Origin of the sequence: Coprococcus sp. OM04-5BH (genome assembly GCF_003482105.1) — a bacterium.
Taxonomy (GTDB): domain Bacteria; phylum Bacillota; class Clostridia; order Lachnospirales; family Lachnospiraceae; genus Coprococcus.
In genome coordinates this window covers 119,497-130,921 of sequence record NZ_QULM01000001.1, presented here as the reverse complement: position 1 = coordinate 130,921, position 11,425 = coordinate 119,497, and the positions used below count along the sequence as shown (strand labels likewise).

The following is an 11,425-nucleotide window of genomic DNA, read 5'->3' as shown; positions in this document are numbered from 1 at the left end:
AAATTATAATGTCTGTGGCATTTTCCTCACCCAGCTATTTTACAAAACATTTTCATGAGATAATGGGCTGCACCCCTAAGGAATACCATGGGAGAATAAAGTAGAAAAATTTTTAATGAACTGGTGTAGGGTTTGTTGACTGCAAGAAATATGGTGAGTAAGAATATATAATGTCAGGTATGAAAGGTCATAGAAAATAATTTACAGATTATGGGAGATATAGATGGAAAGAGATGATATTCTTGGGGCACTGATAGGTCTTGTGGGTGCTACAGGTAATTCGGGCAAGACAGCCGACACCGACAGGATCGTCGCAGAGGCAGTGCTTGCTGTTGCAAAATTTGATGATAAAAAAAGTAAGGATGAAATAAATGAAGTGATCAGGAAGATACACGATGAGAAGTATCGTATCTCCCCGGGCTGCTCTTCCTGTTCAGTTCCTTGTGGGAATACCTCAGACCGTGACATGACGGGTTTCTGGGATTGCAGTGATGAGGAAAAAGGCTGGAAGCTTGATATCATAGAAATGCTTGGAAACATTGCAGAAAAATATATTGATGGCAGTATGACTCAGTTGTCAGAGTCATTTTACCGGGGAATATTTTATCTGGGATATGACATGAATGAGGAAATGTATAAGGACGTTAAGGCAGAGCTTTCTGAAGAATAGAAGGAGATAATCAAATGAAGATGAAACATGTAGCGATACTTGGGGCAGGTGCCGTAGGTGCCTATATGATATGGGGACTTTCAGATAAGTCGGGCATAAGTCTTGGAGTTGTTGCAGAGAATGATAGAAATAAGAGACTTAAGGATAAAGGAATTACCATAAATGGCACAGTTTACCATCCTGAGGTGTGGACTCCCAAGGAGGCATACAATGTAGATCTTTTGATCGTATGCCTGAAATATGGTGCCTTGCCTGCAGCAATGGACAGCATAAAGAAAATCGTGGGAAATGACACCACAGTCATGAGTCTCATGAATGGCGTTGACAGTGAGGAAATCATTTCCGCACAGGTTGGAGAGGAACATGTGTTGTACTCCCTTATTAAGGTGGCGTCCCACAGAGAGGACGATAATTTCTGCTTCGATCCGGAGACGACCATAGGAATTATATTTGGAGAGAAAAATGCTCCTTATGACAGTGAGAGAGTTCGTGGGATTGAAGAGTTATTTGCAGATACAGGATTACATTACAACTCATCCGAACACATAATAGAAGAGGTGTGGAGCAAATTCAGGCTAAATGTGTGTAACAACCTTCCCCAGGCAATACTGGGGGCGGGAGTTGGCTGCTACAATGACAGTATACACATGAAGGCCATAAGCGACGGACTTCGGGGCGAGCTTGAAGCAATCGCCAAGGCGAAGGGGATAGACATGACCAAGGCTTCGGGACCATCAGTACACGGGAGTCCTGTTCCGCCGTCTGCAAGATATTCTACCCTGCAGGATATTGACGCCGGACGAAAGACCGAGATAGATATGTTCTCAGGGGCATTAATCCGAATGGGCAGGGAGCTTGGGATACCAACGCCTTACAATGAGTACACCTACCATATGATAAAGGCACTGGAGGAGAAGAACGACGGAAAGTTCGACTACGAAGGAAGAACGGCGGAGAGTACCTGTTCGTTATAACGAAGATGTTGTTGTTCAAATGATAAGGAGAAGCGTATGGAGTTAAGGGTTTTAAGATATTTTCTGACAGTGGCAAGAGAGCAGAGCTTTACTAAGGCTGCGGAACAATTACATATAACACAGCCAACTCTTTCAAGGCAGCTTGCGGCATTGGAGGAAGAGCTTGAAACCACATTGTTCAGGCGTGGCGGACACAACATCACTCTCACAGATGATGGGATTTTGCTCAAGCGTCGGGCACTTGAGATAACCGATCTTGAGGATAAGATATTTGAGGAGTTTAAGGGCGACTGCGAGCTGGTTGATGGAACTGTGACTGTGGGATGTGGGGAATTTGCAGCGGTGGAGACCCTGGCTGAGATATGCAAGGGCTTCAAGGAGAAATATCCAATGGTCCAGATCGTCATACATACTGCCACTGCGGACACGGTTTATGAGATGATAAATAAGGGTGTTGTGGATATCGGGTTGTTCATGGAGCCGGTGGACACGGAGGGCATGGACTATATAAGGTTGTCCGGAAGCGACCACTGGGTTGTGGGCATGAGGCCTGACGATCCCTTAGCTGCAAATGAATACATAACCAAGGCGGACCTTCTTGACAAGCCGGTGATACTTCCGGAGCGGCAGAATGTCCAGAGTGAGATCGCCAACTGGTTCGGCAAGGATTTCAGTAAGTTAAATGTGGCATTTACCAGTAATCTTGGGACAAATGCAGGTGTCATGGCAGCCTACGGTCTCGGCTATCCGGTATCAATAGAAGGTGCAGCCAAATATTGGCGTGATGATGTGTTGGTGCAGAGGAGACTGTATCCGGAGATAACCTCAAATACTGTGATTGCCTGGAGACGCAATATCCCATATTCCCAGGCTGTAAATAAATTCATAAAGGAGATTAATGCCTTTGGGGCATAGAAAACGATAATATATAAGTATTAGACATAATTATATAAGGAATATTAAAATGAACCCATAGAGTGAAAGTTCTCTATGGGTTTATTTTTTAAGACAGCGATGCTGTAGTCATATTTTTAAACAATCTTATATTTTGTACAGGAGGTAGATATTATGAGTAAAAGATTAGTTGCATATTTCAGTGCCAGCGGCGTAACAAAGAGGGCAGCGGAAATGGTTGCAGAGGCAGTAGGTGCAGATTTATATGAGATCACACCTAAGGTTCGTTATACAGACGCCGACCTCAACTGGATGGACAAAAAGTCAAGAAGCAGTGTTGAGATGAGTGACAAGAAGATAAGACCGGAGATCATCACAGGTGACATTGACGTGGCTCCATATGATGAGATCCTTATCGGTTTCCCAATCTGGTGGTATGTGGCACCAACTATAATCAACACTTTCCTTGAGTCATATGACTTCTCAGGAAAGAAGATCGTGCTTTTCGCAACATCAGGCGGAAGCGGATTTGGCAATACAGTTCGTGAGCTTCAGCCATCTGCTCCAAATGCACAGATCGTTGAGGGCAAGCTTCTTAACGGTGCAAATAAGCAGTCAGTAAGCAAGTGGGTTGAAACTCTTTAAGAAGTATGTATTAAAAATTGACGGAAAGGATATATATTGTAAAAAAGATGACGGATCAGTCAATCACAATATATCAGGAAAAATGAAGAAGATAGTACAGACAGCAGGTCGTAACGCACTTTCAGGATTTGCCCCTGAATTTGCACATTATAATGATGACGTATTATTTGGAGAGAACTGGAATAACCAGGACATTGACGTTAAGACAAGAAGCATAATCACAGTAGTTGCACTTATGGCGTCAGGAGTTACAGACTCATCACTTAAATTCCATTTGCAGAATGCAAAGGCACATGGTGTAACTCAGAAGGAGATCGCAGCAGTTATCACTCATGTGGCGTTCTATGCAGGATGGCCTAAGGGCTGGGCAGTATTTAATCTTGCCAAGGAAGTATGGCAGGACGGCGAGGGCGATCTTCCATATGAAGACGAGGCGATGAGAGCACACGCCAAGGAAATGGTATTTCCTATAGGCGAGCCAAATGACGCATTTGCCAAGTATTTCATAGGAAAGAGCTACCTTGCTCCGGTATCAACAAGTCAGGTCGGAATATTCAATGTAACATTTGAGCCGGGCTGCCGTAACAATTGGCATATCCACCACGCAAAGAGTGGCGGCGGACAGATCCTTGTATGTGTTGCAGGACGTGGATATTATCAGGAAGAGGGCAAGGAAGCTATTGAGCTTAAGCCGGGCGACTGCATCAACATCCCTGCGGAAGTAAAGCATTGGCATGGTGCTGCCCCTGACAGTTGGTTCAGCCATCTTGCCGTTGAGGTTCCGGGAGAGGAAGCTTCAAATGAGTGGTGCGAGCCGGTAACTGATGAGGAGTATGGTAAGCTGAAGTAGTTATAAGACAAAACAAGCGGGGCACAGTCCAGGAAATCCTGTCACTGTGCCCCACTTGTAGGAAACAAAATACTAATCTATATATTTATCTTCTTAATTAAAGCACTTATTAAAATTCATATTAAGCCCTAAATACTTTAAGCTTCCTCTTTCTTAGCTGTGAAGAGCTTCTTTAAGCAGCTGAATGCAACAAGTACACCAAGAACCATAAGAAGGATGGCAACTATGAACTGAAGTCCGTCTACAAGAAATGTTGCCTGACCTGCCATTATGTTTCTTACAAGAGCAACAGTCTTCTGGATAAGAGCTGTGAATGTAACAGCTAACATGATGAACATTGGTGCGTAAAGAGTCCAGCCGGTTCTTCCTGTTGTCTTAAGGAATACAGCAAGAGCAATGAGAACCAGAGCTGCAAGGAGCTGGTTTGCTGAACCGAACAAAGGCCATACGTTGTTGTATCCGCCAAGTGTAAGTAAGTAACCGAAGAACAATGTTATAACTGTTGCGAAATACTTATTTGTAAGGATCTTCTGCCATACAGGCATTTTTGAAGTATCAGTTGTGTCTCCATAGAATAATTCCTGGAATGACATACGGCCTATTCTTGCTACTGAGTCAAGGGATGTAAGAGCAAGAGCAGATACACACATTGTCATGAATACAGTTGCAACATGTACAGGAAGTCCGAGCTTCTCAAGGAATCCTGCCACACCTGATGAGAATATTGAAAATGGTGTTCCGTCAGGCTTTGTGCCGTTTACAGCAACAGCACCCACAACAACTAATGCAACAATACCAAGAAGAGACTCAACGATCATGGCACCATAACCAACCATCGGCATATCCTTTTCATTGCTTATGGTCTTTGATGAAGTACCTGATGATACAAGGCTGTGGAAACCTGATACAGCACCACAGGCTATAGTTACAAATAATGTAGGGAAGAGGTAGCTTCCATTTACATTGAAGCCATTGAACGCGTTAAGCTCCATTGAAGGATGAGCTACAAATACACCCACAACGGCACCGATTATCATACCAAGGAGCATGAAGGTTGTCATGTAATCTCTAGGCTGCATAAGAAGCCACATTGGCATTACTGACGCAAGGAACAGGTAAGCCATAACAATGTAGATCCATGCTGTCTTTGAAGCAGTCATTGGAAGAACCATACCAAGGGCAAACATTCCAACAAGAAGAGCTATTGCAACAACTGCACGGACACCCTCATTCATTTTCACATGCTTCTGTATGATACCAAAGACGATCGCTACTACTATGAAGAGCATTGATATTGAGGCGGCGGAAGCATTTGCATTTTTGGTTGCTACTGAAAATGCTTCGGTTCCGGCACCGGTACTCATGAAGGTTCCGGCAACCATATCTGTGAATGCTGCGATAACCAGCAATGTGAAGAGCCAGCAGAATAACATGAACAGCTTCCTGCCGAACCTTCCTATGTACTTCTCAATGATCATACCCATTGACTTTCCTTCGTTCTTAACTGATGCATACAGTGAACCGAAATCCTGTACGGCACCGAAGAACAATCCGCCAACCAGTAACCACAGAAGAACAGGCACCCATCCGAATACCGACGCGAGTATTGGTCCGGTTACAGGACCAGCACCGGCTATGGATGAAAACTGGTGTGAAAATACAGTGAATTTGGACGATGGAACATAATCCTGTCCATCCTCATGTGTGTAAGCAGGAGTCTTGGCCTTTGGATCAAGCCCCCATTTCTTTGCAAGCCATCTTCCATAGAAAAGATAGCCGGCACCTAAAACTACGATTCCGATCAATACTATTACTAATCCATTCATTTCTTTTTCCGTCTACTGACGGCTCCTTTCTTAATAATATATATATGCAAAGAGTAAACAAAAAAGAAATTAAAAAAGGCTCTCGTCTTTACTCAACATAAAGACGAAAGCCTGTAACTTCCGCGATACCACTTTATTTGCCATTTGAAAATAAATGACCTCTCATGCCTCATCTCTGAAACTGTGCCAACACAGCTCTTGAAATAAGTTTCCTTTTAACGGTGGAAGACCGGTGACACCTAGTGTTCATCACTTATCGTGAAGAAATTCAGTGCACTGCTCGCAGAGGATAATCACCATAGACATACACCGTTTCACACCAGCCAACGGCTCTCTGAAGTACTGGATCTCTGGCAACCGTATTCTGTTCTTTGCATTTGCTCTTTGTTCGACAACTAAACTACTCCTATAGATTGAAAATGTCAACACCTTTTTTAAAAAAATTTTATATGATTTTCAAATGGTTGCTAAATAATTGCCGGGTGATTCGCTTTTTTTACATCTCCTTGCTGTAAGTGCATCCACCGCTTCTCAGTTGATCGGGAAAATGGTCAAAAACTGTCATTTCATGACTTAAGCCTGTTGCAGGTGACGGCTTATAAGCATTTGCGTTTGGTGCAAATGAATAAATTCCTTCTGCTTCCACATACTACCATTAAATTATGGAACCGCAGGAGGAATTTTCTATATGAAAGCAACGGGAATAGTCAGACGAATAGATGAACTTGGCAGGATAGTTGTTCCCAAGGAGATAAGAAAAAATCTGAGGATAAGAGAGGGGGACCCGCTGGAGATATATACGGCAGCAGATGGTGAGGTGGTGCTTAAGAAGTTCTCACCAATGCTGGAGCTTAAGGAATTTGCAGGGCAGTATGCAGAGATCATGGCGGCAACCCTCGGCTGCTCCGTGTGTATCACAGACAGGGAGCACATTGTTGCAGTGGCAGGAAAGGGGAAGAAGGAGCTGCAGGGAAGAGCCATCAGCAGAAAACTGTCGGAGCTCATAGACCTCAGGAAGTCTGTGTCCGGAGAGGTTAAGACCGGAAATTGTATAAACATAACCGATGATGATATTTCCTTTGAGGGACAGGTGATCCAGACCATAATATGTCAGGGAGACGCCATCGGGGCTGTGGTGCTGCTTAACAGAGACGCAGGAAAAGCTATCGGAGATACAGAGAAAAAAGCAGTGGATCTTGCTGCCAGATTTTTAGGCAGGCAGATGGAGGGGTGATTCCCGGAAACATTGTAAAAATAAGGCTTTTTGGCTGTTAAAAGGGACATTTTCCTTGACAAATATAGACATATTGGGTATAACTATACATGTTAGTGTGCCCGGGGGCACAGGGAAGATGTCTGGATTAGCTCGGCAGACATTAAAAAGTATGAATGGAGGTATTATTTCAATGAACAAGACTGAATTAGTAGCAGCTATCGCTGAGAAGACAGAATTAACAAAGAAAGACGCTGAGAGCGCATTAAAGGCTTTCACAGATGTAGTAGCAGAGGAATTAAAGAAGGGTGAGAAGATCCAGTTAGTTGGATTCGGTACATTCGAGGTTTCAGAGAGAGCAGCAAGAGAGGGTAGAAATCCTCAGACAGGCGAGACAATGAAGATCGCTGCTTCAAAGGCTCCTAAGTTCAAGGCTGGTAAGGCTTTAAAGGACGCTATCAACTAATTTATCAGATATAGATTGGTTAATGAGAAAGCTGGTTCGTGTACCATAAGGTGCATTGTAGCCGGCTTTTTTTTGCAGATAAGGGGCATGATTAAACAGACGGATCAGCACCGGAAAGGAAATGAAATGAGACTTGACAAATATTTAAAGGTATCAAGACTTATCAAGAGAAGGACCATTGCAAATGAAGCCTGTGACGCAGGCAGGGTTCTGGTAAACGGCAAAGTAGTTAAGGCATCCTATGACGTTAAGGTCGGAGACGTTATAGAGATCGGCTTTGGCAACAAGAACGTCAAAGTAGAGGTGACCATGATCCTTGATACCACCAAAAAGGAAGATGCAAAGGATATGTTCAAGTACGTTTAAGGTATTAAACATAAAAGAAAGAAACCACACATATACTATGTTATATTTGACGTCCCAGGATGTCGCAATACATAGTTCAGGGGTGGTTTTTTTATATGTCTACGGAAACTCAGAACAGCCAGAGTCATAAAGTCATGCTTTCTGACAGGGAGAACGGAGAATTTACAGGTATAGAGAAAGTTATATCAGCAGAGCCGGAGGAGATAATATGTGACACCAGCATGGGGAGGCTGTGTGTAAGAGGCCGGGAGCTGATGGTGAAGAACCTGGACAGTGAGAAATGCAGTATGAGCATAACCGGCGAGATATGCGGACTTAATTACGCTGCAAATACCGCATCAAAGTTTAAGCGGTTGTTTAAATAATGACAGAGCTTATCAGAAGCCAGACAGTAACATTCTTAATTTTTATACTTTTTGGTTCTGCTTCCGGAATTACATTGGATGTCTTAAGGGCATTGCAGAAATGCCTTCATATGTACAACATAATTAACATTCTATTGGATATTGCATATGGATTAGCAATATGTGTGATTACAATAGGACTGATTTATGTATACTCTCAGGGAAATTTGTATTTTTACCATATTTTTGGATTTTTTTTGGGAAATTTGCTCTATTTCACCACAATAAGTTGCACTGCCTCGGCAATTTTCAACTATATATTGTGCCGAATAAGTCAGGATTTGGGAAAAGTGGTCAAAGTGGTAAAAAAGCTTGTTGACATAAATTGTCATAAACTGTAAAATTATGTTAATAAAAATGTACAAAGGGGATTTGATTGATGAGGAGTAGAAATGCCGTATCTCGTAGGTATTCTAAACTCGCAACGCTAGTTATTATTGTGTCCTGCGTTTTATTCGCAGGCATTCTTTATTATAGGTCAACAGCACTTAAGGAACGCAGGACTTATCTTGAGGGCCAGAAGGCTTCCATACAGGCTGATATTGACGAGGCAAAGGATGAATATACTGAACTGGAGAAGAAGGAAGTGTATATGCAGACCAAGAAGTATGTGGAGGAAGTAGCAAGAAATCAGCTTGGACTTGTGTATCCTGACGAGACAGTTATCAGGGCGGGGGATTAGAACATCTTACGGATATCGTTACAGCAAAACAGGAAGAGAAAAGACGAAAACCAATTTCAGTTTTCGTCTTTTTTTGATGTCCTGTCACCATATAATGCTTGTACCATTTAGTGGAAGTCTACAGAAATTGAAGGGAGCATTGTAGGATGGAAGAGAAGGTTAGACGACTATTATTGTATGCGGTAGGTTTTTTTGGAGGGAGAGCTTTTTTTCTGGGTACGAACCCATTTGCAGTTGCCCTTTTGACAGGAGCGTATTACATAAAGCTCAGCACCCCCGGGTATGTACTCAGCATAATGGCGGGAATGGCTTCTCTGTTCTTTGTTCCTGAGGCGGTGGTTACGAACGGACAGTACCTTTTCCTTCCCGATGCCGGAGAGAAGACTGTGTTGTTTATAAGCTATGTTCTCATTATGGCAGGGGTCTCCTGGGTACTGCACTTGAAATCTGCAAATAATCTCATGATACTGTTTATATATTATATAGTAGGAATGGCGTACAACATCTATGCCGGCGGGGACTACAGACAGTGGATCATGCTGCTTTTGTCGGGGATCATTGCCGTGACACTTATACCTGTTGTGAAGATCGGTCTCAATGTCCTGGTAAATGAAAAGGGCAGGGAGGACAACCTTAATGAGCAGATGTTAGCGGTGATGGTAATAATGGCAGTCATGGCATGGGGCATGCCATATACCATAGCAGGACTTATACATATAGGCGAGATATTCGGTATGTACATTGCTCTTTGTACCCTGCAGAAGTATGGGGGAGCCTATGGACTTGGGATAGCATTTGCCATAAGTGCCATCTGGTCAGTCAGGACAGGAGAGACAACCTATATTGCCGCGGTGATAACCATGATAATAATGGCACTTCTCGGCAGAAGTGTTTTTGGCGGCATAAAATACGGCACTGTGGGATTATATGTCCTTGGCGGTATGCTTACAGGCGTCACCTTCTTCGGCTACCTGTTTACATTCTCTGGAATACAGGTGCTTCTGGTGCCTGCGCTGTTATTTGCAGTGACTCCGGCATACTGGATGTGCTATTACGGAGAGAATATCCGGGCTGAGCATGACCGGTGTGCGGCGGTGGAGATAAACAGACTTACTGCCAGAAAGATAGCTGATTTGTCGGGGATATTTAAGAGGATAGAGTATACCCTTGCAGGATGTGGTGGCGACGTGAGCCGTATAGGATTGTCGGAGGTTGGAGAATTGATCGAGAAGTTTTCTGAGGATATTGAAAGACTGGAGCCTGCAAGCAACTCAAGGGAAGAGAAACTTCGTCAGGAGCTGCTTGCCATGAATGTTGTGTTAGAGCAACTTACCATGGCAATGAACGAGGCGGATCACAGCCGTTATTATCTGACCCTTAGAGCACACACCAGAAAGAGGGTCAGAACCAGACAGGTGGCGGCGGTGCTTGAGCATGTAATGGACAGGCGTATACGCCCGGCGGCGGATGCTCCGGAATACATTCCGGTGGACGATCATATGATAGTCTTTGAGGATATCGCCGTATTCCAGTGTGCATTTCAGGTTAGACGGGTTAAGAAGCAGGGCTCCGTGATATCCGGTGACAGCTTCTCCGTCCGGGAAAATGATGACGGTAAGCTGGTTCTTATGCTGGCAGACGGAATGGGCAGTGGGAGTATAGCCGCCTCAGAAAGTGAGATACTTATAAATACCATGGAGGAAATGCTCGATGCAGGCTTCGATCCCCTCTATGCTATTGCCTTTGCTAATAAATGCCTTTCGGAGAAGAACCGGGGAAGTAATTTCACTACATTTGACATGGGCATGATAGATCTCTACAGCGGAGAGCTTAAGATGTACAAGCAGGGAGCTTCTGCCACCTTTGTTGTCAGGGACGGAAGCTGTCACATAGTCCAGGGTACAACTCTTCCTATAGGAGTACTTCCTGAAGTGGAGTGCGACAGCAGCAGTGAGCAGTTGTCTGACGGAGATATTGTGATAATGGCAAGTGACGGCATATTTTCCCATACGGAGGATTATGATGAGAAGGAATTTGCAAGGTTCTTAAGTCACAGAAGCTATAACACCGACAACAGGGAGAGTGCGGTGAAGAAGATCATGGACGATATATCGGGAGAACTGCTTTCGAGAAATCAGGGAGTGTTCTATGACGATGCCACGGTAATGGTGGTGGTTGCCAACTCGTGATATTTGAAAAGGCAATACTATGGTGATGCAAAACAGACCTGCCTGTGTGCTTTTACAATGTCATATATTGATATGTAATACCCCGGGAGTGGAAAATCGTACTTTCCTGTGCTATTATATCTTCTGTAACGTCATATTTATAGAATATTGCAATGATATATTATTTATAAGGTGACATTGATTTAAAGAAATGTAATCCGGAAGAAATAAAATTTGAAAGAAATATAGTTTTACTGTTAATAAGGA

Annotated in this window: 14 protein-coding genes and 1 other annotated feature; of the genes, 13 read left to right on the top strand and 1 reads right to left on the bottom strand. The window is 43.5% G+C overall.

The genetic code is table 11. The features are described from left to right. Nucleotides 1-8: 8 nt before the first annotated feature. The 6 genes from DXB54_RS12370 to DXB54_RS00570 all read left to right on the top strand — a co-directional run bounded on the left by DXB54_RS12370 (nucleotide 9) and on the right by DXB54_RS00570 (nucleotide 4,033). Nucleotides 9-104 carry an AraC family transcriptional regulator gene (locus DXB54_RS12370; RefSeq protein WP_243104746.1) on the top strand — a complete coding sequence of 32 codons (96 nt, stop codon included), beginning with the start codon at nucleotides 9-11 and terminating at the stop codon, nucleotides 102-104. A 119-nt stretch (nucleotides 105-223) separates the two neighbouring features. Beyond that, complete coding sequence (locus tag DXB54_RS00590; RefSeq protein WP_118693948.1) at nucleotides 224-670, top strand: hypothetical protein; 447 nt, start codon at nucleotides 224-226, stop codon at nucleotides 668-670. Nucleotides 671-684: 14 nt separating this feature from the next. Further along, nucleotides 685-1,644 carry a ketopantoate reductase family protein gene (locus DXB54_RS00585; protein ID WP_118693947.1) on the top strand — a complete coding sequence of 320 codons (960 nt, stop codon included), beginning with the start codon at nucleotides 685-687 and terminating at the stop codon, nucleotides 1,642-1,644. 36 nt (nucleotides 1,645-1,680) lie between these two features. Further along, a complete protein-coding gene (locus DXB54_RS00580; protein ID WP_118693946.1) occupies nucleotides 1,681-2,559 on the top strand; it encodes a LysR family transcriptional regulator in 879 nt (292 codons plus the stop codon). 153 nt (nucleotides 2,560-2,712) lie between these two features. Continuing rightward, on the top strand, nucleotides 2,713-3,183 hold the full coding sequence (locus tag DXB54_RS00575) for a flavodoxin (RefSeq protein ID WP_118693945.1): 471 nt from the start codon (nucleotides 2,713-2,715) through the stop codon (nucleotides 3,181-3,183). An 82-nt stretch (nucleotides 3,184-3,265) separates the two neighbouring features. After that, complete coding sequence (locus tag DXB54_RS00570) at nucleotides 3,266-4,033, top strand: carboxymuconolactone decarboxylase family protein (protein ID WP_021938148.1); 768 nt, start codon at nucleotides 3,266-3,268, stop codon at nucleotides 4,031-4,033. 137 nt (nucleotides 4,034-4,170) lie between these two features. Here the strand turns inward: DXB54_RS00570 and DXB54_RS00565 are convergent, their stop codons facing one another. Then, on the bottom strand, nucleotides 4,171-5,859 hold the full coding sequence (locus tag DXB54_RS00565; RefSeq protein WP_118693944.1) for a carbon starvation CstA family protein: 1,689 nt from the start codon (nucleotides 5,857-5,859) through the stop codon (nucleotides 4,171-4,173). 96 nt (nucleotides 5,860-5,955) lie between these two features. Then, nucleotides 5,956-6,240, bottom strand: a binding site (T-box leader). A gap of 307 nt (nucleotides 6,241-6,547) precedes the next feature. On the opposite strand from DXB54_RS00565, the gene DXB54_RS00560 reads away from it, so the two are divergent. From DXB54_RS00560 to DXB54_RS00530, 7 genes are all read left to right on the top strand, one after another. Continuing rightward, complete coding sequence (locus DXB54_RS00560; RefSeq protein ID WP_021938146.1) at nucleotides 6,548-7,093, top strand: stage V sporulation T C-terminal domain-containing protein; 546 nt, start codon at nucleotides 6,548-6,550, stop codon at nucleotides 7,091-7,093. 172 nt (nucleotides 7,094-7,265) lie between these two features. Continuing rightward, complete coding sequence (locus tag DXB54_RS00555; RefSeq protein WP_021938145.1) at nucleotides 7,266-7,538, top strand: HU family DNA-binding protein; 273 nt, start codon at nucleotides 7,266-7,268, stop codon at nucleotides 7,536-7,538. A gap of 126 nt (nucleotides 7,539-7,664) precedes the next feature. Beyond that, nucleotides 7,665-7,904 carry an RNA-binding S4 domain-containing protein gene (locus DXB54_RS00550; RefSeq protein WP_021938144.1) on the top strand — a complete coding sequence of 80 codons (240 nt, stop codon included), beginning with the start codon at nucleotides 7,665-7,667 and terminating at the stop codon, nucleotides 7,902-7,904. Between the two features lie 95 nt (nucleotides 7,905-7,999). After that, entirely contained in the window at nucleotides 8,000-8,269 is a 270-nt protein-coding gene (locus DXB54_RS00545; RefSeq protein WP_021938143.1) for a YabP/YqfC family sporulation protein, read from the top strand. Beyond that, nucleotides 8,269-8,649, top strand: a complete 381-nt coding sequence (gene yabQ / locus DXB54_RS12365) for a spore cortex biosynthesis protein YabQ (RefSeq protein WP_021938142.1) — start codon at nucleotides 8,269-8,271, stop codon at nucleotides 8,647-8,649. Before DXB54_RS00545 ends, yabQ begins: the two co-directional genes overlap by 1 nt. Nucleotides 8,650-8,687: 38 nt before the next feature. Beyond that, entirely contained in the window at nucleotides 8,688-8,990 is a 303-nt protein-coding gene (locus DXB54_RS00535; RefSeq protein WP_021938141.1) for an FtsB family cell division protein, read from the top strand. A gap of 146 nt (nucleotides 8,991-9,136) precedes the next feature. Then, on the top strand, nucleotides 9,137-11,179 hold the full coding sequence (locus DXB54_RS00530) for a SpoIIE family protein phosphatase (RefSeq protein WP_118693942.1): 2,043 nt from the start codon (nucleotides 9,137-9,139) through the stop codon (nucleotides 11,177-11,179). Nucleotides 11,180-11,425: the final 246 nt, after the last annotated feature.

Excerpts from the sequence above, each read along its gene's own strand:
- DXB54_RS12370 (WP_243104746.1), top strand. The coding sequence starts at position 9 with ATGTCTGTGGCATTTTCCTCACCCAGCTATTTTACAAAACATTTTCAT.
- DXB54_RS00590 (WP_118693948.1), top strand. The coding sequence starts at position 224 with ATGGAAAGAGATGATATTCTTGGGGCACTGATAGGTCTTGTGGGTGCT.
- DXB54_RS00585 (WP_118693947.1), top strand. The coding sequence starts at position 685 with ATGAAGATGAAACATGTAGCGATACTTGGGGCAGGTGCCGTAGGTGCC.
- DXB54_RS00580 (WP_118693946.1), top strand. The coding sequence starts at position 1,681 with ATGGAGTTAAGGGTTTTAAGATATTTTCTGACAGTGGCAAGAGAGCAG.
- DXB54_RS00575 (WP_118693945.1), top strand. The coding sequence starts at position 2,713 with ATGAGTAAAAGATTAGTTGCATATTTCAGTGCCAGCGGCGTAACAAAG.
- DXB54_RS00570 (WP_021938148.1), top strand. The coding sequence starts at position 3,266 with ATGAAGAAGATAGTACAGACAGCAGGTCGTAACGCACTTTCAGGATTT.
- DXB54_RS00565 (WP_118693944.1), bottom strand. The coding sequence starts at position 5,859 with ATGAATGGATTAGTAATAGTATTGATCGGAATCGTAGTTTTAGGTGCC.
- DXB54_RS00560 (WP_021938146.1), top strand. The coding sequence starts at position 6,548 with ATGAAAGCAACGGGAATAGTCAGACGAATAGATGAACTTGGCAGGATA.
- DXB54_RS00555 (WP_021938145.1), top strand. The coding sequence starts at position 7,266 with ATGAACAAGACTGAATTAGTAGCAGCTATCGCTGAGAAGACAGAATTA.
- DXB54_RS00550 (WP_021938144.1), top strand. The coding sequence starts at position 7,665 with ATGAGACTTGACAAATATTTAAAGGTATCAAGACTTATCAAGAGAAGG.
- DXB54_RS00545 (WP_021938143.1), top strand. The coding sequence starts at position 8,000 with ATGTCTACGGAAACTCAGAACAGCCAGAGTCATAAAGTCATGCTTTCT.
- yabQ (WP_021938142.1), top strand. The coding sequence starts at position 8,269 with ATGACAGAGCTTATCAGAAGCCAGACAGTAACATTCTTAATTTTTATA.
- DXB54_RS00535 (WP_021938141.1), top strand. The coding sequence starts at position 8,688 with ATGAGGAGTAGAAATGCCGTATCTCGTAGGTATTCTAAACTCGCAACG.
- DXB54_RS00530 (WP_118693942.1), top strand. The coding sequence starts at position 9,137 with ATGGAAGAGAAGGTTAGACGACTATTATTGTATGCGGTAGGTTTTTTT.